The 22237-nt window shown below is 44.9% G+C and carries 13 protein-coding genes; 8 read left to right on the plus strand and 5 right to left on the minus strand.

What is annotated here, in order from left to right; translation table 11 throughout:
* Positions 1-115: 115 nt before the first annotated feature.
* Positions 116-1570, minus strand: coding sequence for a right-handed parallel beta-helix repeat-containing protein (locus tag K9J17_07660; protein MCF8276594.1), 1455 nt, complete (start codon positions 1568-1570; stop codon positions 116-118).
* Between the two features lie 73 nt (positions 1571-1643).
* Between K9J17_07660 and K9J17_07665 the strand changes: the two genes are divergently transcribed.
* From K9J17_07665 to lon, 4 genes are all read left to right on the plus strand, one after another.
* On the plus strand, positions 1644-2807 hold the full coding sequence (locus K9J17_07665) for a Zn-dependent exopeptidase M28 (GenBank protein MCF8276595.1): 1164 nt from the start codon (positions 1644-1646) through the stop codon (positions 2805-2807).
* A 64-nt stretch (positions 2808-2871) separates the two neighbouring features.
* The gene (locus K9J17_07670) at positions 2872-3165 is read left to right on the plus strand and encodes a type B 50S ribosomal protein L31 (protein MCF8276596.1); all 294 of its coding nucleotides are present in this window, start codon (positions 2872-2874) and stop codon (positions 3163-3165) included.
* A 75-nt stretch (positions 3166-3240) separates the two neighbouring features.
* Positions 3241-4410, plus strand: a complete 1170-nt coding sequence (locus tag K9J17_07675; GenBank protein MCF8276597.1) for a GlmU family protein — start codon at positions 3241-3243, stop codon at positions 4408-4410.
* Between the two features lie 95 nt (positions 4411-4505).
* The gene (gene lon / locus K9J17_07680) at positions 4506-6953 is read left to right on the plus strand and encodes an endopeptidase La (protein MCF8276598.1); all 2448 of its coding nucleotides are present in this window, start codon (positions 4506-4508) and stop codon (positions 6951-6953) included.
* A gap of 35 nt (positions 6954-6988) precedes the next feature.
* Here the strand turns inward: lon and K9J17_07685 are convergent, their stop codons facing one another.
* Both K9J17_07685 and K9J17_07690 read right to left on the minus strand, forming a co-directional pair.
* Entirely contained in the window at positions 6989-7687 is a 699-nt protein-coding gene (locus tag K9J17_07685; protein ID MCF8276599.1) for a lysoplasmalogenase, read from the minus strand.
* Complete coding sequence (locus K9J17_07690; protein MCF8276600.1) at positions 7671-8900, minus strand: sterol desaturase family protein; 1230 nt, start codon at positions 8898-8900, stop codon at positions 7671-7673. Before K9J17_07690 ends, K9J17_07685 begins: the two co-directional genes overlap by 17 nt.
* Before the next feature lie 327 nt (positions 8901-9227).
* Between K9J17_07690 and K9J17_07695 the strand changes: the two genes are divergently transcribed.
* The 4 genes from K9J17_07695 (at position 9228) to K9J17_07710 (ending at position 17540) form a co-directional block, all read left to right on the plus strand.
* A complete protein-coding gene (locus K9J17_07695) occupies positions 9228-10904 on the plus strand; it encodes a tetratricopeptide repeat protein (GenBank protein MCF8276601.1) in 1677 nt (558 codons plus the stop codon).
* Between the two features lie 83 nt (positions 10905-10987).
* Positions 10988-11149 carry a hypothetical protein gene (locus K9J17_07700; GenBank protein ID MCF8276602.1) on the plus strand — a complete coding sequence of 54 codons (162 nt, stop codon included), beginning with the start codon at positions 10988-10990 and terminating at the stop codon, positions 11147-11149.
* Between the two features lie 30 nt (positions 11150-11179).
* Positions 11180-17287 carry a BspA family leucine-rich repeat surface protein gene (locus K9J17_07705; protein ID MCF8276603.1) on the plus strand — a complete coding sequence of 2036 codons (6108 nt, stop codon included), beginning with the start codon at positions 11180-11182 and terminating at the stop codon, positions 17285-17287.
* Positions 17288-17390: 103 nt separating this feature from the next.
* Complete coding sequence (locus tag K9J17_07710; protein ID MCF8276604.1) at positions 17391-17540, plus strand: hypothetical protein; 150 nt, start codon at positions 17391-17393, stop codon at positions 17538-17540.
* 844 nt (positions 17541-18384) lie between these two features.
* Here the strand turns inward: K9J17_07710 and K9J17_07715 are convergent.
* Positions 18385-20328 carry a hypothetical protein gene (locus K9J17_07715; protein MCF8276605.1) on the minus strand — a complete coding sequence of 648 codons (1944 nt, stop codon included), beginning with the start codon at positions 20326-20328 and terminating at the stop codon, positions 18385-18387.
* 39 nt (positions 20329-20367) lie between these two features.
* A complete protein-coding gene (locus K9J17_07720; GenBank protein ID MCF8276606.1) occupies positions 20368-22209 on the minus strand; it encodes a hypothetical protein in 1842 nt (613 codons plus the stop codon).
* Positions 22210-22237 lie beyond the last annotated feature (28 nt).

A 22237-nucleotide genomic window follows, 5' to 3' on the forward strand; every position in this document is an offset into this window, starting at 1 on the left:
AAGCCGATCAACGAATTTATAATCTCAATTGGGATTTACGGCAATTGCAGCACTTGATTATTCAAGAAGTGGGTTTCTGCCAACTTTGCTTGAATCCGATTTGGTAATGGAAGTCCTATTGTTGTCGCTCGTAAGCGCCTAGATCAGGTTTTGGGCCTACAATTCTAAGATTGCCAGCAACATCTTGACTTAGCAATGCATCGTTGGTAATTGATTCTTTCCCGACATTAATGGCGGCAGAAAGAGTATCCAGTTCAAAATTCTGATCTACCGGGTCAACGAATTTCGGATCCTGATTGTAGATCATCTCATGGAATTCACTCACGCTGCTGATGTCGATGGGTTCCTCGGCATTGAAGTCCACTTTAAGTAGGCAATTGTCAAATTCAATATTGAAAGCTGCAAATGCATCCTTGTCCAATCCAAGTTCGGTTTGGTTGTTCCCATAGATGATGCAGTTTCCGAAATAACTAGCTAAATCAACTCTATAAATAATATCACCAATTTCGATCCAATTTGTAAGCAGCAACGAAGGGGTTTGACGATTTCCATTCACCCAATAATTGCCGATTGTACAGTGATAAAAATTATGAACTCCACCATTTAAAAGTGCAACCGAGTATTGGCCAGCATTACCAAAGACGCAATTGTATGCGTCAATTGTTCCTGAATAGGATACTAGGCTTGCACCAGCCATGTTTTCAATTATGGTGTTGCTTATGGTTAAGGTTGGATTGCTTGAGCCAGGACTGATGGTGTCGACCTCTATTCCAACATTTCCATTTTTGATGACTGCGCCATTGATGACGTTATTCTTGCTACCGTTGTACAACCAGATTCTGTTCCATTCACCAGCCTGATCTTCATAAAAATCATCTAAACGATCACTTGCAAAAACCACCTGATTCTGGGGTGTTCCGTTTACGATAAGCGTTCCACCCTCATCCACAATAATTCCCGAACCCTTGTGGCTATAAATACGACTTCCGGCTTCAATGGTAAGCGTGCATCCATCCGGTACAACTGCCCAACCATATATGACGTGAGGAACGGCAGATGTCCAAGTAATGTCACAGTTCAAGAAACGATATGGCCCAATCGGATTATCAAATACATTCGGATAGGTGAAGTCTGCATCCCAACCGAAAGCCACCAGGTCCACGTCTTGAATCGTCCCGTTGGTATTGAAGACAACACTGTCTGTTACAATGGCAGGCTCGCTTAGATTGTTCGGGTCAAGCGTTACATCTACAAACACAAACAACGAATCTTTGCCAGGAATGGTAATGTTGCTGAACGCCACACCTGGCACACCATCCAAATTCATTCTATACTTAGATTGTTGTCCGCCAGCCAGCATGATGGACGAAATGGTCACCTCGCTGCTGCTCGGATTATAGATCTTGAATTGTCTGGTTACAGAGCCGATTGTTGTGAAAACCGTATCGAAAATCACGGTGTCGGTAGAAAAACTCAATGCGCCATTTCCGTTCAGAGCATCTTTTTTACAACCACTGCTTAGCAGTGCAATTAGAATAGCAAGTGGAAACGCGAGTCGGAGTATTTTCATTTTCGGCAAATATACTTAACGGGCTAACTACGTTGAACAAACCATTAAATTGTACGCCAACTACTAAATATCAATGAATACCCCAATCGAACTTATTTCTGAGATCATTGATCGCTTTGGACCGCGAAGAGCGGGGAGTGAAGCAGAGCGAAATGCACAGTATTTTTTGAAAGAGCGCTTGGAATCGTATTGCAACGAAGTTGAAGTGCATGAGTTTGAAGACGCGCTTACGGCAAAGTTCAGTTCGCTCAGACTTTTCTGTGTGGGATATTATTTGTCGTTGGTATTTGTTTGGATTTCTGTGCCAGTTGCTTTATCGCTTGCCTTTGTCAATGCCATTTTGTTCTTCGGGCATTTTGTCGCTTATCGCAATTGGCTCGATTTCCTTTACCCGAAGAAACGTTCTTTGAACATTATAGGAACGATTGAACCGCAAAGCGAAGTTCGTTCTACATTGATTTTTTCAGGGCACATGGACAGCACGCCCGAATTTATTTGGTGGTATTGGCTCAAAGATTGGGGCATTCGGTTGATGATTTTGAGCAGCTTAGCTTTTGTGCTGCTTCCAATTCTTGTTCTATTCCTTTTCTTGAATGATTGGACGCCATCAATTGAAATAGCCTACTGGATATTTGTCGGAATTGTTCCAGCAACCGTTTCATTCTTTTTCATTCATGGAAAAACGGTGGTTGATGGTGCGCAGGACAATCTTTCTGGCGTTGCTGTTTCCGAAGCCATTGCGCAAGCTTTGGTAGGAAAGCTTAAGCACACACGTGTTAAAATGGTGTCTTTCGGAAGTGAAGAAACCGGATTGAAAGGTTCATCGGCTTACGTGAAGGAGAATTTGAATCTTCTAAGGGGTGAGAATGCACACGTCATTAATCTAGATGGAATCCTCGAAAAGGACGAAATGCACCTTATCGAAAGAGAGTTATCCTTGTTTTTACGTCATGATTCTGAGCTTCTCGCTCAAGTAGAAGAGGTTTTTTCTGCGCATGCGCTCGACCCGAAACGCGGAACGATTCCAGTAGGAGCTACAGATGCGGCCAGTTTTTCGCAGCACGGAATTCCGGCACTTTCAATCGTAGGAATGTCCATGAAAGGGCTTCATCCAACGTATCATACACGTTTAGATAAGATCGATCGGCTGTCTTCAAACACCTTAAATTCTGTTGCAAAAGCGCTAATTGATTTTGCCTTAAAATGGGATCAAAAATCGAATACAAACTTTCATTGACCTCAGTGTTTTTTAAAAGAAGCTTTTGTTTATCTTTGCGCTCCATTCTGAAAAACGAGTTATTATGAAAGAAGGAATTCACCCGTCAGATTACAGATACGTTGTATTCAAAGACATGTCTAACGAACAATCGTTTCGTACAAAGTCTTGCGTGGCATCAAAAGAGACTATTAAGTGGGAAGATGGGAATGAATACCCATTGATCAAATTGGAGATATCAAATACTTCTCATCCATTTTACACTGGAAAAATGAAGTTGGTAGATACTGCCGGACGTGTTGATAAATTCCGTAACCGATACAAAACTCACCGTGCTTCTGCTGTTAAACCAGAAGAAGACGAGAATACTGAAGGATAGTCACAGACGATTTTATTCAGAAAGCCCCGATCACTTTGTGTTCGGGGCTTTTTATTTTCGCACTTTAGCTCTTGCATGAACTACATTCTTTTTGACGATTCGCGGGAGAAACTGCTCCCTTTGACTTTCACCCGTCCAGTGTGCGATTTGCGCATTGGTATTCTCACCATTCGCGAGAAGTGGGAACGCATGATGAATATGTCAACGAGTACAATAACAGAGGATTACCTTTCGGTCAAATTCCCTTTAGTTTCTGCGCAGGAAAACATTCTGGTAAACGGTAGTGTTTGCCCGAATGCAGAGTTGATTGCTGCCATCGCTTCGCTAGAAATAGGTGGGCGATTGGTGAAAGCAGGCAAACTGCTTGCTCTCAGGATAGAAGGAGATGTTTCTTCGGCTGATCTTAGCGACAGATCAGGAATTGAGTTCGAACCAGCAATTCTGACAGTTGAAAATCCTTGGGACATTTTTTCAAGGAACGGAGAAGCGATTGAAGCTGATTTTGAATTGATCAGCTCAGGAAGAAGCTCTCAAAAGCTTTCTGAAAGCAACACAGTTATCGGAAATGGAAAGGTATTCTTGGAAGAAGGTGCAAAGGCGGAAGCGTGCATTTTCAATACATCAAGCGGTTCCATTTATCTTGGTAAGAATAGCGAAGTAATGGAAGGTTCCATTATCCGCGGTTCTTTTGCGCTTTGCGAAGGAAGTCAAGTGAAGATGGGGTCCAAGATCTATGGTCCAACTACCGTTGGACCCGAAAGTAGAGTAGGAGGCGAGGTCAATAATTCGGTCATTATAGGCTATTCGAATAAAGGGCACGATGGATTTTTGGGCAATTCGGTGCTTGGCGAGTGGTGCAATTTGGGTGCTGATACCAACAATTCCAATCTCAAAAATAACTATGACGAGGTTCGGGTGTGGAGCTATGAAACGCAGCGATTCGCCAAAACAGGCTTGCAATTTTGCGGCCTCATCATGGGCGATCATTCCAAATCTGGAATCAATACCATGTTCAATACAGGAACAGTTGTAGGCGTGAGTTCCAATGTTTTTGGTTCAGGATTTCCACGCACTTTCATTCCCTCATTTCAATGGGGCGGAGCAGCTGGATTCACCGAATACACAATGGAGAAAGCGTTCGCAACTGCGGAACGCGTGATGCAAAGACGTGGCAAACAGTTCGATGAAAAAGAGAAAGCGATCTTTTCGTCAGTCTTCGAACTGACAAAGAGTTACCGAAACTGACCTTTTGACCGAAAACGGTCAATTTGAAACTTCGGCACATTCGTTGACAATTCCGAGGGCGTTATCAAAGTAGTTTTGCCCCAAACCCCTATTACATGAATGACCCATTTGAGGATATTGTGCAATTTTCGAACCTGATTGAGGAAGATTCGGAGTTCATTCCGTTACTTTCCCCAGAGGACGAAGAGCACATGAATGCAGAGGAGATTCCCGAATTGGTTGGGATTCTTCCGTTAAGGAACACCGTCCTTTTTCCTGGAGTTGTCATTCCGATAACCATCGGAAGAGACAAATCAATTAAGCTTGTTAAAGATGCCTATCACAGTACAAAAGTGATTGGTGTGTTGGCACAGAAAGATGTTGCTGTGGAAGATCCTGAACCAAAGGATATGAACCGTATTGGAACGGTTGCGCGCATCATTAAGATGTTGCAAATGCCCGATGGCAGCACAACGGTGATCATCCAAGGAAAAAGACGTTTTGAAGTGCGCGAGATCGTAGAGGTTGAGCCGTATTTCAGAGGACGCATTACCGCTTTTGATGAGATTAAACCGATCAGGAAAAGTAAGGAGTTCAATGCGTTGGTCGATTCGCTGAAGGATATTGCCTTGGACATCATCCGCCAATCTCCGAATATTCCTTCCGAGAGTGAGTTTGCGCTTAAGAATATCGAAAGTCCATCATTCCTCATCAATTTCATTTCTTCTAACATGGATGCTTCTGTAAGCGAGAAGCAGAAAATGCTGGAAGTGGCCGATCTGAAGCAGCGAGCCGAAATGGTGCTGCATCACCTTACCAAGAACCTACAGATGTTGGAACTGAAAAATCAGATCCAATCGAAGGTGAAAGTTGATATCGACAAGCAACAGCGCGAGTATTTCCTTAATCAGCAGATGAAGCAGATCCAAGAAGAATTGGGTGGCAGTTCGCTTGATCAGGAAATTGCTGAAATGGAGGCTAGGGCAGACAAGAAGAAATGGACTGCCAAGGTTGAAGAACATTTCAATAAGGAGTTGGATAAATTGGGCAGAATGAACCCGAGTTCGGGAGAATATTCGGTTCAAATGAACTACCTCGATACACTGCTTGAATTACCTTGGGGTGAGTTTACAAGTGACAATTTTGATCTGAAACGTGCCCAAAAAGTATTGGACAAGGATCATTTTGGACTGAAGAAGGTGAAGGAACGTATCCTAGAACATCTTGCAGTCCTTAAACTGAAAGGCGATCTGAAAGCACCGATTCTGTGTTTGGTCGGTCCTCCGGGAGTTGGTAAAACGAGTTTGGGAAAATCCATTGCTGAGGCCGTTGGTCGCAGTTATGTGCGTGTTTCCTTGGGAGGATTGAAAGATGAGTCTGAAATCCGTGGACACCGTAAGACATACATTGGTGCCATGCCAGGGCGGATCGTTCAGAACATCAAAAAGGCAAAATCATCCAATCCGGTTTTCGTATTAGATGAGTTGGATAAAGTAGGGACAGATTTTCATGGCGATCCATCTTCAGCATTGCTCGAAGTGTTGGATCCAGAACAGAATAATGCCTTCTACGATAATTATTTGGAAGTGGAATACGACCTATCTAAGGTCATGTTCATTGCAACAGCCAATAGCCTGAACACCATTCAGCCAGCGTTGCGCGATCGATTGGAAATCATTGAAGTGAGCGGTTACACTATCGAAGAGAAGATGGAAATTGCCAAACGTCACTTGGTTCCAAAGCAGATTGAAGAGCACGGGCTCAAAAAGTCAGATGTCAAGTTGAGCAAGCAAGCACTGGAAAAGGTGATTGAAGAATACACGCGCGAAAGTGGCGTGCGTGGATTGGAAAAAACGATTGCCAAACTGGTGCGTAATCGTGCCAAGTTTGTGGCTATGGACGAACCGAAAGATCCCAATATCACAATACAAGATGTGGAGGAGATTTTAGGTCCTCCTCGAATGCAACGCGACCGATACACCGACAACGAATTTGCTGGAGTGGTAACGGGCTTAGCTTGGACCTCTGTTGGTGGCGATATTCTTTTCATCGAGTCTAGTCTGAGCAAAGGAAAAGGCAAATTGACTTTGACTGGAAACTTGGGCGAAGTGATGAAAGAATCGGCTGTTATTGCCTTGGAATACTTGAAAGCGCACGCAGATAAACTCGGTCTCAAACCAGAGATCTTTGACGAGTGGAACTTGCACATTCACGTTCCAGAAGGAGCAACTCCTAAGGATGGACCGTCAGCAGGAATCACCATTTTTACTGCTTTGGCATCGCTTTATACGCAACGCAAAGTGCGCGACAAACTGGCCATGACAGGAGAGATAACGCTTCGCGGAAAAGTACTTCCAGTAGGTGGCATCAAGGAGAAAATATTGGCTGCTAAACGCGCCCGAATAACGGAGATCATTCTTTCTGCCGAGAACAGAAAAGATGTAGAGGAAATAGAAGCAGAATACCTAAAAGGCCTCACTTTTCACTACGTAAAGAATATGGACGAGGTAATGGACCGTGCTCTACTCAAGCAGAAAGTCAAGAACCCGTTGAACATATCTTAATAGGTTTTAAAACCTATTTAAGCTATACGCTCAACTTATTTTCGATTCTTATTGGCGTAGAAAACTGCACCAATAGTGATCATAAACTGTCCGGTCAGGTATAGCACCATGTTCAGAATGGCGTCATAGTCAAAGTCGTAATAGAACTTGTTCACGGCAATCACGCAATCGGAAAGAATGAACAGAATGGCTCCGATAACAATCCAATTGTAGGATTTAGAATCTACATGGCTGTAGCGCGCAGCTGCGGTCATTCCCATAATACTGATGACGATGGTGTAGGCCAATACGGGGACAAACAGATCGCTTGGAATACCATCTTTAATGTAATAGAAGAAGGCACCCGTAAATAGAGCAAAGGGAATGGCGATCAATATCGATCGGCCCACATTCAGTGGTTTTCCTGAATCCGTAATGGTGCGAACAAACCCAATGGCATAACCAACGTGTGCAATTAGAAAAGCACCCAATCCAACTACGAAAAGAATAGGGTAGCGCTCATCAATCATCAGCGCAATGTCGCCTATCCAAGAGAAGAACAGTCCGAACTGAACCGCTTTGGAGAAGAATCCGAAACCACCTTCAACCTGCTTTCGATGAAAGATCATCAGCGCAACCATAAACAATGGTTTCACCATGTAATGAACCAATAGTTGGTCAAACAAAACGGTGCCCATGAATATGGCCACCAAACCATAATATAGAATGGAAAACTTCTTAAGCGAGTCGAACATCTCCTTGTAGTCTAATATATTTTACAACGCGACTGAACCAAACAAAGTTGACCAGCGCAAATACAGCAGCACCGCGCATAATGAGCATGAAATTCGGATGCTCCCAAAACAGGAGTGCAACGATCAGTGTGGCAAAAATGCGTGCATATTCTGCAGGAATAAGCCAACGCTGGTTTTCCATCAAGCCGCCCGAAATGCCCAAAGTGGCCAATAAGTAGAACATGGTTGCGTAAAGCGGAATGGTGCCTAGCGAATCTTTCAAGAACAACACAGCGGTAGATAAGGCAAGCGCAATCATAAACACGAAGAAAACATATATATGATGGTGCTGAAGCCCATCAACCTCGTACTTGTGGTAGGCCTTCAGGTCTATCTCCTGCGGAGCTTGAAAACCGCCCAAATAATCGGGTTGCCAGCCAGGAGGTTTCAGAAATACCAGCACCTTGTCCAAGCCTTTTGAACGTTTGGACAGTTGCCACAGATCTTTCCAATAGTGGAAGTTGGCCCAAACGGGATTCCAACTGTTCAGTGGACTCGTTATTCCATACACTACCTCCTCTTCTTCTTGTTGAAACGTGCCGAACATGCGGTCCCAAATGATCAAACTCCCTGCGTGGTTCTTATCGATATACTTCGGATTACTTCCATGATGCACTCGGTGGTGAGATGGTGTGTTGAATACCCATTCCAAAGGCCCCATTGTTTTGATGGTGGTGGTGTGTATCCAAAACTGATACAGCGTATTGAACGAAGCCATGGCTGCAAAAATGATCGGGTCGAAACCGACCACTGCCAACGGCAGATAGAATACCCATGAGAACCACCCTTGAAACCAAGACTGTCTAAGCGCAACCGAAAGGTTGTAATCTTCGCTCTGATGATGCACGATATGGGCTGCCCAAAGCGCGTTTATTTCGTGGCTAGCGCGGTGGAACCAATAGTAGAAGAAATCAACCCCAAGGAAAAGGAGTACCCAGGTCCACCAAGTATTCTCAAAGGTATAAACGCGGTTTTCGTAGAGATAGAGATATGCCAGAAATAGCAGACCCTTTGTCATAATACCCACCACCTGCGAACCGATACCGAGATTGATGTTCGTAAGTGCATCATTAAAACGATACAGCTTCTCCTTCTTCAGATATCCCACCAAAAGTTCCACGCCTATCAGCAAAAAGAAAATCGGAATGGAAAGGGCGATGTAGTTGACTTTCATAAGATAAAACTACGATTTGTTCGAATTTGAGGATGAATAGTGCAACAATAATGTCATTGAGGAATAGAGATGACGTGAACGAAACTAGGAATGAGCTAAACTAATCTGTAGACGATGTAAACAACGCTACTGATGATATGAATCAATTCAGGGATGTAGTAAACTTAATATGGAAATAATAACGTTGAATTAGGAATGAACTAATGATGATATCGGCTATTGGACCTACGATCAACAAACAAAACAGACTGAAAAACGGAATATTACAGAGTGCCGCTTTTTATGGACTAAACAAAAGAGAAGTGGAACTACTTTTAGCCACTTCGAATGAAAAGACCTGGCGTTACCATTTTTTTCTTGTTGGTTGTGCATTTGGTTCTTGCACAGACGCCTATCGATTTCAATCTGCTGGTCAATCGCACACATGCAGATAGGACCTTTCTGCTCAACGATTATTACGAAGGACAAATTCGTGCTTACGACTCGCTGCAGGTTGCCGAGCACATCGAAGTGGTGCGCAGTTTGGCCCAAAAGTATGATGATGTGGAACTTGGCTATGAGGCTGAGGTCATGCGAGGCCATTACTTAGTGAACGCTATTCCGATAAGTGATGAATACGTGGTTGATGAATGTAAGAAGCTAATTGAGCTTGGCGAAAAGGATAAGGTTATCTGGTTGCAGGTGAGGATGCATAGCGTACTTGGCCATTTCTATCTCAATAGAATGCAGCAATATGCCTACGGATTATTCCATCTGACCAAAGCGGCCGAGCTGATGCGAAATTTGGATCTGGCAGATTATCCATTGAAATACCTCTGCAATTACCATGTTGGACTTTGGCAATATCAGTTGGATGATATGCAAGAGGCACTTAAGTCCTTCAGATTGGCCCTTGATCCTAAACCAGAGGCAATGTTCGTGCGCTCCAATATATTTACGCTCAATGCCATTGGACTCATATTCCGTAGATCCAATCAGCTCGATTCGTCTGATGCATACATCACGAAGGCATTACGGCTAAGTGAAGCCAGTAATGATACGGCATGGGAGGCCATTACTAGTGGAAATCTAGGCGAGAACTATTATTTAAGAGGCGAGTTTGAGAAGGCCGTTCCATTGTTGCAAGCGGATCTGGCAATGGCAGAAAAAACCCTTGATTGTGGTCTTGCGTCCAATGCTTTGGCCTTGCTTGGTGAGATCGCGTTGCACCAAGGCGATATCAGAACCGCTGAAGTTCAACTGACCAAAGCCTTGCTATATGCACGGCAATGGAATGAGGTGAAACGCTTTGCCAAGGTTTATCCCGGTTTGGCAAAACTTGCAGCAAAAAAGGGAAATGCAGCATTGGTAGCGGCCTACATCGATTCTGCCACCATGGTAAAAGACACCATGGACAAGCTGAAAAGCAGTCTTTTGACCACCAAAGCACAGCAAAGTGTGGAGCGCGAGCATTTAGAAGACGCCATGCGTATTTCGCAGCTCGAAAAAGAGAAAAACGTGGCAGAACGTAATATGGCCCTTGCGCTGGTGTTGGCGCTATCGGTCATTTTTGTTGTCATATTCAGCCGATTGTGGAACCGATTTAAGAACAAACAATCGGAGCTGACAAAGGCCAAAAAAGCGCTGGAAGAATTTGCCTACATGCTGGCCGAAAAGAACATCCGATTGGCCGAATTTGACCTGAAAGCAGAAATTGAATCTGACGAAGAACTTCTGGAGCTTCAACAGACAACCATCCTAACCGATGAGGATTGGGCAAACTTCCAGGTTCTGTTCAATAAGGTTTATCCAGGATATCTGGACCGACTGACTGAAAGACATACTCACCTGAGTTTTACCGAAGTGCGTTACATGGCACTGCTCAAGATGAATGTATCGCCCAAACAGATGTCTTCTATGCTTGGTGTGGGTGACAATGCTATCCGCCAGTACAGGCTTCGCATCCGAACAAGGCTCGGCATTACCGCTGCCGATGACCTTCAGGCTCTGGTTGAAAACATCTGATATTCAGTTGCTTAGTAAACTGTAACGCAACTGTAACGCCTATTTTTAGTGATTACCAGACTGATGCCTTCATCTTTGGGGTCATGAGTTCTCAACTACATCCCGAATATTTTCCACTGACCAAAGGAACCTTCCTTTTTCTTGGACTGCTGCTGTTTTTTGCAACCATCAATCTGGCTATCTATCTCTGGTACGACCTGCGCTTGGCAGAGATTGAACAACCGCTTTATCATCTGAATCCATAGTAAACGCCTTATCAAACTCAAATCCAAAGCATGAAAAACCTCCTTACCATCTTACTTGTTTTACTTGGCAGCACCGCGTTTGCACAAGACGGAACATTGGATACCACCTTTGATGCAGGAACTGGGTCTTTGTATCCGCCTTCTTCCACTAACGCAGTGGAGTGCGCTGAACTACAGGCTGATGGCAAAGTCATCGTTGGGGGCTATTTTTCCTCCTTTAATGGAAAAGCCGTAAGGCACGTGGCGCGCCTAAATGATGATGGTGCTGTTGATACCACTTTCTATGCATCTATTGCCGGTGTTAATACTGTTTATGATGTTGCCATTCAAGCCGATGGATATGTTATTGTGGGAGGAACTTTCAGCTCTATTGAAGGAAGGTCGAGGAACGGAATAGCCCGACTCAAAATAGATGGCTCGTTGGATACCCTCTTTAATCCGGGATCAGGGTTCAATGGGCCAGTGAGATCAATGGCAATACAGTCTGATGGTAAGATCATTGTCGGTGGAGCTTTCACTTCGTTTAATGGAATACCTGTTGGGAACATTGCACGTCTTAATGCAAATGGTTCGTTAGATGCACCTTTTGTCACGGGCACAGGCTTCGGTTCTTACATCCGAACCATCACTTTACAAGCTGATGGTAAGATCATTTGCGGAGGGATCTTTACGTCCTATAACGGAACAGCTGCACCTAAAATAGCCCGACTGAACACGGATGGTTCGTTTGATTCAAGTTTTGATGTTGGTACCGGATTTCAAAGTGGCACAGGTAGTCAAATAACAGCAACGGCTTTGCAGTCGGATGGCAAGATCATCGTTATCGGAGGGTTTTCCATTTTCAATGGAGTAAATGCAGGGAGTATCGTCCGACTGAATACAGATGGATCGGTAGATGCCTCGTTCAACGTAGGGGGGATAGGAAGCGCTGGAAGTAATCTTCAAATTGCCGCCATACAAGCAGATGATAAGATCATTATTGGAGGCATGCTTTCCTCCTATAATGGAACGCCTGTAAGCAGAATAGCCCGCCTTTATGCAGACGGTAGCTTAGACGCCACCTTTGATCAGGGAACAGGATTTAATAGCCAAACTTTTGCCCTTTGTGTACAGCCTGACGGCAAGATCATTGCTGCGGGTTCTTTTTCATCCTACAATGGCGTGTCTAAGAATGCCGTTGTGAGGTTGAATGTGGAAAATAGCTTCGTTACCCGTTGGGATCTATCGATCGGTGGCGCAGCTACTGATCTTAGCTTTTTCGCCACCACAAGCGGAACGGTAAGTTATTTTTGGGAAGAGCTTTCTCCTGGCAATGCCACAGGAAGCGGCACCTTCAGTGGTGATGCTACGATAAGTGGTCTACCTTCTGGTTCCATTATCAGATTGAGCATTGCTCCAGCAAATCTCAACAGTTTCTCCCTTAATAATCTGGCATCCCATCGCAACCGTTTGGTAGATGTGGAACAATGGGGCGACATGCAATGGACGTCTGCACAGTCGGCATTCTATGGTTGTGCTAATTTGCAGATATCTGCCACAGATGTGCCCGACCTTTCTGCAGTTACCGACATGAGCCAGATGTTCCGTGGCTGCACAATACTTAACGGACCAGCCAATATCAGCACTTGGAATACAGCTTCTGTAACAACCATGAGAGGCCTATTCTATTCAGCAGCGGCATTTAACCAGCCTATTGGTAGCTGGAATATGGCTTCAGTTACAGACCTATATGAAATGTTCAGAAGCGCTACGGCCTTCAATCAAGCCATTGGGACGTGGAATACAGTTTCGGCCGAAACCATGACCAGGATGTTCTGGGGTGCTACCTCTTTCAACCAACCAATTGGAACTTGGACCACCACCAATGTGACCGATATGGGAAATATGTTCAGAGCCGCCACATCCTTCAATCAGAATATTGGTGGATGGAATACGGCTTCTGTCACTGGCATGGCATCTATGCTAAACGGTGCCGCGGCATTCAACCAGAATATCGGAAGTTGGAACACGGCTTCGGTTATCAGCATGGCGTCCATGTTTAATGCGGCTGCATCATTCAACCAGAACATCGGTTCGTGGACATTGAATTCTGCTGTAAACATGAGCGCTATGCTCGATAACTGCGGCATGGATTGCGAAAGTTATTCCAATACGCTCAACGGCTGGAGGACCAACAATCCAAGCTTGACCTATCGTGTTCTTGGGGCCTCGGGGTTGCAATATGGTACCAATGCGCTGTCAACACACTTGGCATTGGTTTTCTCACTGGGCTGGAGCATAAGCGGTGATGCCTCCATTTATTCTGACTGTCGAAGGTTCATTACCCGCTGGGACCTTTCCATTGGTGGAGACGTTTCTGAAATTGCCTTTGCGGTGGAAACAAGCGGCACGGTAAACTATTCGTGGGAGGAAGTATCGCCCGGCATGGCTTCAGGTGCTGGAAGCTCCACTGGCACCACAGCCACCATCAGCGGACTTCCAGCAGGAGCCATCATCAGCTTGCGTATTGAACCTGCAAATTTCAATCGAATCAATATAAACAATGGCACCCACAAGAACAGACTGGTAGATGTGGAGCAGTGGGGGGGCGTAGCATGGACTTCGATGGAGAATGCTTTTTATGGCTGTTCCAATCTGCAGATATCTTCAACGGATGTTCCCAATTTATCTGGGGTAACCAACATGGACTATATGTTTACAAGGTGCACGATCCTTAACGGGCCATCCAATATTAACAGTTGGAATACCAGTACTGTCAATTCTATGGAGCGCACGTTTTATTTTGCTTCTGCATTCAATCAAAACATTGGCAATTGGAATACCGCAGCAGTAACCAGCATGTTGTGGATGTTCACTCGGGCAGAGGCATTCAATCAAGATATTGGAGGTTGGAATACTGGCTTGGTTACAAACATGCAGTATATGTTCCGTTACGCTATTTCATTCAATCAGAATATCAGTGGTTGGAACACGGCCAATGTATCGGACGTGCTGGCCATGTTTGAAAATGCCACTGCATTCAACCAACCGATAGGAAGTTGGGACATCGGCAATATGGTTAGTATGACCAGCATGTTTAGGAATGCTACCGCCTTCAATCAGGATTTGAGTGGCTGGAACACAGCAGGCGTAATTTCTTTTGGTACTATGTTCGAAGGCGCTAGTTCTTTCAACCAGAACCTCGGCTCATGGATATTGAATCCCAGCGTCAGTGCCTCCATGGGCGATATGCTTACTGACTGTGGCATGGACTGCGAAAACTATTCTAAAACGCTCATAGGTTGGCTGGCCAATAATCCAACGGTGACAGGTCGCTACCTCAGTAGCACCAACCTCGAATACGGCACCAACGCAGTGGCAGCCCGCCATGCGCTCACAACCACGCAGGGCTGGACCATAACTGGGGATGTTGCCAGTGGTGTGTCATGCGATCCAGATCTGTTCGTTACCAAGTGGGATCTTTCCATTGGTGGAGATGTTTCTGAAATTGCATTTGATGTGGAAACAAGCGGCACGGTAAACTATTCATGGCACGAATTATCTCCGGGCTCAGCCTCGGGTATTGGAAGCTTTAGTGGCACCACAGCCACCATCAGCGGACTTCCATCAGGAGCCATCATCAGAGTGCATATTGAAGCTGCAAATTTCAATCGAATCAATATAAACAATGGCACCCACAAGAACAGACTGGTAGATGTGGAGCAGTGGGGGGGCGTAGCATGGACTTCGATGGAGAATGCTTTTAATGGCTGTTCCAACCTCGACATCACCGCCACCGATGTGCCGGATCTATCTGCTCTTACTCAGATGTCATCCATGTTCGAGCAATGCACTGCCCTCAATGCTCCTAGTAACATAGCTACTTGGAATACCGCTGATGTTACCCACATGAATTCGATGTTCAACGGGGCAAGTTCATTCAATCAGGATATAAGTGGATGGAATACAGCTGACGTCATATTTTTGAATGGAATGTTCTTCAATGCGAGTTCGTTCAATCAGAACTTAGGTTCATGGATATTAACAACCGATGTGAGTATGGCAGATATGCTGAGCAATTGCGGCATGAACTGCGAAAACTATTCGACCACGCTTATTGGTTGGCAAGCAAATAATCCAACGGTAACAGGTCGCAGCCTTGGCGCAGCGCTTCTGACCTACAACAGTGATGGAGAAGTGGCACGCGATGCGCTTGTCTCATCACAAGGCTGGGAATTTGAAGATGGTGGACTAGGCTACACAACGGGAACCGATGTTCAAACAGCCTGCGGAAGCTACACGTGGATGGATGGAAACGAATACACGGCAAGCAATAACACCGCCACTTATAGCATAGTTGGAGGTTCGTCCACTGGCTGCGACAGTATTATAACCCTGAACTTGACCATCAGTCTAGGAACCACGTGGTATGCCGATACGGATTCGGATGGTTTTGGAGACGCCCTCAGCACGCAGGTTGCTTGCACGCAGCCTTCTGGCTACGTGGCTAATGACACAGACTGTGACGACACGAACTGGCTCCTGTGGTCATCCTGCTACCAATGGACTGGCGCAGTGAGCACAGATTGGAACGATGGCGGCAACTGGAGTGGAGGAAACGTGCCTACTGCCGCAGACGATATCACCATCACATCCATACCTAGCAGTCAACCTCACGTAACCAGCACTGCAGCATCCCCTGCTGCTTGCGCCAACCTGATCATTAATGGTCTTGCCTTACTAACAGTTGATGCCGGCAAGGCACTCACCGTCAATGGCAATATGGTACTGACTGGAGACATCCTTGTGAAAGCGGATGAGACCGGAATCGGTTCGCTCATCACCTACGGAAACAAAGCGGGCAACGGCTTCTGCAAAATGGAGCAATACCTCACAGGTTCAAACAATGCTGGAACACCCAATGGCGTGTTCTATTACGTCACCCCGCCTGTTACTTCGGCACAGGCATCTGTTTACGACCTGGCCAGCGGCAACAAACTATGGGCCGCTAATGAAAGCTCGCAAAGCTACCCGCAGATTACGGATGGGTTCAACGTGCTTGATGCTGGAAGAGGATACGTGGTTCGCATGGGCGATATAAGCACCATTACCTATAGCGCAAACGCCTTCAATACAGGCGATGTAGAGATAGGAGCACTTACGCGCACTGGAACAACAGCAACCAACCGTGGCTACAATCTGGTGGGCAATCCGTATCCAAGTTCGGTTAACTGGAGCAATGTGGATACCACCAATCTCTACGGCTCCATTTGGTACAGAACGCATACGTCTAACGATGTAATGACATACGACACCTACAATGCCGTTGCGGATCTGGGAACTTCAAACAATTTCAACGGAACAAATGCCACAGGTATCATACCACCTGCACAGGCATTTTGGGTTCGGGTGAAAAATGACAACAGCACCGCTTCGGTCAACTTTACCAACGCTATGCGAAGCCACGGAACACTTTCTGGCATCTACAAGCAAGCGGCAGAAGATGGAACAGTGAGAATGACCTTGAGTGATGGAACAACTTCGGATGAGACCATTCTTCTTTTCAATGAGAATGCTTCGGATGATTTTGATGCCTACGACAGCCATAAATTCTGGGCAACGGCAAGTTTGTCGCAGATATACATGAACGAAGCGGTAGACACCCTTGCCATTAACGGACTTTATAGCACGCAGACGAACCCGATTGTTGAATTGGGAGTGAAACTACCATCAGCCGGAAGCTACACCCTCAACGCAACGAGCATCACGTTAAATGAGGATGTGTACTTGGAAGACCGAATGCTCGGTATCTTCCAAGACTTGAATCTGGAACCAAGCTATGCGTTCAGTTCATCTGTTGGTGGAAATATCCCAACGCGCTTTGCACTTCACTTCGGCATGGCCATTACTGGAATTGAAGATGGAGTAGAAGCAAACTCACACGTGTACACATCCAGTGGAAGCCAGTTGAACGTCATCCTATCTGAGAACATCGAGAACGGAAACGTACAGGTGTTAGATATGGCAGGGCGAATCATTCTCACTGCGAACCTCACTTCATCGAGAACCACCTTGGATATGAATGCCTCAACAGGTGTTTATCTCGTGCGAGTGGAGACTGAAAAAGGAACATATACACATCGCGTAATACTTAACTAGAGCGTCATTGCGAGGACGCAGGGCGAAGCAATCTGATTGCAATAAGAAGATTGCTTCGTTCCACGCAATACCAATAACAGCTAACTTCTAATACCTAAAAACCATGAAGAAAAGAACCTACAAGAAACCAGCGGTCAAAAAAACAACCATCGATAACGAGATCAGCATGGTCATGATGTCACCGTTTGGTCCGACAGGAGACCCCGAAGCATCGGTCATCAAAAAACTGAACCCGTTGAGGTGGTGGAGGTAATCAGTACAAAATAGATTCTTGTGAAAGAGCCGCCAATTTGGGCGGCTCTTCTTGTTTTTAAACCCGATTCAGACGTGTGACGCTTTAATCTTTGGTGTTCGTAATCAAACATGAGGTTCATTCAGCAAATTCTGGTGCACAGGTCCTACGGTTTCTTTATTCGTAGATCCTATTCCATCGAGAATAGTTCTTACTGTTGACACTTAGATCACAAATCCTTAGTTGATTATCCATTGTTACAAAGCTTCAAACCGTTCTCACTTTTCCATTCTGCTTTTTCTTCGTTTTCGCACGCTTTTAAGCGCATCACTGTTCAAACCTCCTTGCTTAAATATCAATTATACTGCTCAATAGAACCTTCCTGCCATTCAGTAGATCAACGCGGCAGGTCACTGTAACGCTGCGGAAGGTCTCTAGATCAATGCGGCAAGTCGCTGGAACGATGCGGAAGGTCTCTAGATCAATGCGGCAAGTCGCTGGAACGATGCAGAAGGTCTCTAGATCAACGCGGCAGGTCGCTGGAACGATGCGGAAGGTCTCTAGATCAACGCGGCAGGTCGCTGGAATGATGCGAAAGGTCCGTAGATCAATGCGGCAGGTCGCTGGAACGATGCGGAAGGTCCGTGGAACGATGCGCAAGGTCTCTAGATTAACGCGGAAAGTGAGTGAACCGATGTATTGAGTCTGTAAATCAATGTGAATTAGGCTCAATCAGTTTCAGGATACTGCAATTTCTAATCCTGAAGCGGCTGGAAAAGTCTTGCCACGTAAAATGGTAGTGGATATAAAAGAAAAAGGGGCGATTTCGCCCCTTTTTCTTTTAAATTGTGGGCTCTAGAGCTGCTTATTCTGCAGGAGTTACTTGTTGCATTTCAGACTCTTTCTCTTTCGCTGCGTCAAGGTCAATCTCTTGATTGTTGAATTTAGCCGTTACTGCAGGGTTTTTCACACCCAACGAAATTACTTGCTCAAGTAATGCCTCCGCTTCTGCAAACGTCTTGAAAGAGCCAATGGTGTACACTTTCAATCCACCCGTTGTCGATTTCATTTCCACACCATGCTGGGCAATCAGTTTAGAAAGCTTATCAAGCTCAATACGCAAGCGATATTCTTTCAGTTCTACACCATAGCTCAACACATCCACATCTTCAATGTCAAGCGACACTCCTTTAGGCTGTTGATTTCTTGCTTTGTCAAAGCCTACAACTCCAAGGTCAACACCCACATCTGGAATAGCACCTTCGTTCACACCAAATGCTTCGTCAATCCCGCTGCTGATCAGCTCATTCTGTTTTTTCTCAGCAGCTTCAAAGTTGTCGTAAGAACCAAGTGTGAAAACAGAGATTGAATCATTCACCTTTGTTTCAACCAACCCTTGCATCTTGGCCAAACGCATTTTGATCTGCGTTGGGATATCATAGTTTGTATATGTTCCAACGTGAACCGTGTATTTCGGATCAATCGATTTTTGCGAATAGAGCCATTCTTCGTTTACGTTCTTTCTCAACAAAGAAGTCGTATCTGAACCATAGCTCTTGTAAATATCTTGATAGCTCACACCAACACCATTGGCATCCACAATTCTACCAGCAGGCGTTTTAAGTTCCTTGTCACGGTAATCTGGAATTCCATCGGCATCCTCATCAGCAGGACAACCATGTTCATCTACTACCAATCCTTTAGGGGTTCCTCCGCAACGGTCGTTGAAATCTGAAACACCATCACCATCAGAATCTTCGTCTACAACGGCACCGAAATCAGCATAGTCAGCTCCGGCCATGTCAACCTTTGGCGCTTTCTTTTTAAATGGGTCGAATTTGAAGAACACAGAAAGTGATGTATAAAGGAATCCATCATTCGAGAAGAATCCTTTGCTTCCTCCACTTACATTGTCCATCTTGTCAGTTGTGGTGAAATAATAGAACGAACCAAGGCGAATAGCAAATTTTCTCGAAGCGTTGAAATCGAAACCTGCTCCAACTGGAATGCTGACAGCTGCTATAGGATATTCACTTACGCGTGTTTCATATTTATAGTCTCGGCTTAGAACTTTAATGTCATCCGTGGCTGGGCTGCTTTGATTCACATTTCTGATCAGACCATCGTCCCAGTAGTAATATACATTGCCACTACCATCTTGAAGATCGCTGTAGACACTGTAATCTGAATAGCTCACCCCAACCGATACGAAAGGAGTGATACCGACCGGATTAAGGATCACGTTCTTGAAGTTGTAAACCAAACTTGCTCCAACCGTAAAAACCTTCGACTCAAAGTTCTTTGGGGTATCATGCAACGATTGATTTTGATCCCAGCTCAATTTGGCAAGCAATACATCCACATTCAATTCCAAGTAATTGGTCACGTTGGCGCCAACACCGAAATTCCATCCAGGATGACTTCCAATACGGTGAACTGTAGTGCCAGGATTGTCTCGCAAGTCTCCGAAATAGTTCATCAGGCCTACTCCGCCATGCACATTGGCCATAAAATGATAAGGCACTTTCGCTTTTGGCCCTTTGCTCTTTGCTTCTATTTTTTGCTCTGGTTTCTCTTGAACTTTAGGAGCAGCAGCTTTCTCTGGCGTAGGTTGAACTACTGGTTCTTTTTTAGTCTCAGTAGCTTTTTCTTTGGCTACTTTTTCCTTCTTGACTTTAGCAGGTTTTTCCTTCTTAGGTTCTGCTACTTTTTCTTTAGGAGCCTCCTTGTTTTCTCCTTGGGTATTGTCTTGGCCGAAGGCCTGAAGAGTCAGGAAGCTGATGGTCAGTATAAGTATGGTGTACCTCATGGTGTATGGTTTTGGCGGTGCAAAGGTAACAAGCTGGTATTAATCTTCGAAATATAGATCGATCAGCTCGTTGATCATTTCTTGTGTGTAGTTAGACTTCCCTTGTTGGAAAAGAGCAATCATCTTGTTCACTTCGTCAGGCGTCAATTTTCCGTCATTGTTAAAATCAACTTCTTTGAATTTGTTGGCCAAGTAACGCTGCGTGTCAGACAATCCATCTTTCTTATAGTTTTCCAGAATATTCAATGTGCCATCAATATAAACAGCCATCGTTCCTCCAAAGTTGATCGCTTTCGCATCTTCCATGTACTCATGGTAAAAATCGATCAGGTTATACAGTTGCAAAATGCTCAATGGAGAGACTCCTTCTAGCACGTCTTCAATTACACGCATAACCTCATCTGCAGTTATAAGACCGTCTGCATTGTAGTCCGCATCGCTGAATTGTGGCGGAATAGAAGCTGTGCTGTTCTCTTCCTTAGTTATAGCTAATGGCTGTTTTGGTGAGATTACTTTTTCGGCCACCAACTGCTTATATACACGGTCGATGCTAGAATAAACCTCGTCAACAGAACTAGCTTGCTCAGGCGATTTACTGAAAATCTCGTTGGTTATCTCCTCAAACAACTTATCGTATTCACTTTCATTCTCAACACGGTTTTGAATATCAAGCATCATGATGGCCAGCTTGGTCGAATCTTCCGCTGTTAGACTGGCTTTTCTTGAAAGTATTCCACTTGGATAGATCTGATGCATGCGAGCTCGCTCAGTAGCAACTGAATCGGCATAAGCGGCCAACATCATCTCATCCGTTAAGGTCACACCTTCTGTGTTAACCACGTTGCCCAAAGCAGTGGCCTCTTCCTTATCACGGTAATCGGCAATCACATCAACATCTGTGTCTATTGGGCATCCAAACTCGTCTACTTTCACGCCACTAGGTGTTTTGGCACAACGATCATCAAAATCGTTCACACCGTCTTCATCAGAATCTTCCAAAAGCATGGCATAGAAGTCGACATCTTCATAGAATTTGTCTTTCATGCTTTTCGTGTAATCACGTTTTACGCCAATGCTGTAGCTAACTGAAGCAGAGGTATAAAGGAACATGTCGTTACGGGAATTCCCCTTACGAAGACTTTCACCTTTGTCAGATACATCATCGATCAGGTCGGTAAACGTATAATAGAAACTCGCTCCGATTCGTGCACTTATTCGTCTTCCCATTTTAAAGTCTACGCCTGCGGATACTGGCAATGAAAAGGTGTATTGATTGTATTTTCCTAACCCGTCTTGGTTCTCATCTCTGAGGTCAGACTCATAAGTATAATCGCGTTGCAATGGCACAGCTTGTTCACTATTAGGGTCAGTTTGTGCCAAGCTCATGATGGAGCCGTCAGACCAATAATAATATCTGTTACCGTTAGCATCAAACAGATCAGACTTGCTATCGAAGTTTATGAACGATACTCCAAATCCAACATAAGGCTGAACAATGCCTGGTTTCTTATACAGGTGATTGAAGTTGTAGCTAACACTTGCTGTACCAATGAATGTTTCTGATTTGAAGTTCAGATTGCGCGTTGTACTTCGTTCGTTGATAGTGATGTTGCCATAGGTAGCGTCTAAATTGATATCGAAGTATCTTGATAGGTTGGCACTGGCCAATACGGAAACGCCATATGTGCTGGTAAACATATGCTGATAATTGTTGTCGTTCACATCTCCGAAGAAAGTGAAAGCCCCAGCACCAATGCCAATTCGAGGGGCGAGTAGGGCATCACGCCCTCTGTTATCAACATAGTAATTATCGTTCAACTGCCCAAAGCAGTTTGCACTAAATAGAACGATAATGGAAAGGAGTTGTAAAGCTTTATTCATGGGCGTTGCCAAGCAAATTCTGCTAAAA

It is taken from the genome of Flavobacteriales bacterium (assembly GCA_021739695.1).
Lineage (GTDB): Bacteria > Bacteroidota > Bacteroidia > UBA10329 > UBA10329 > UBA10329.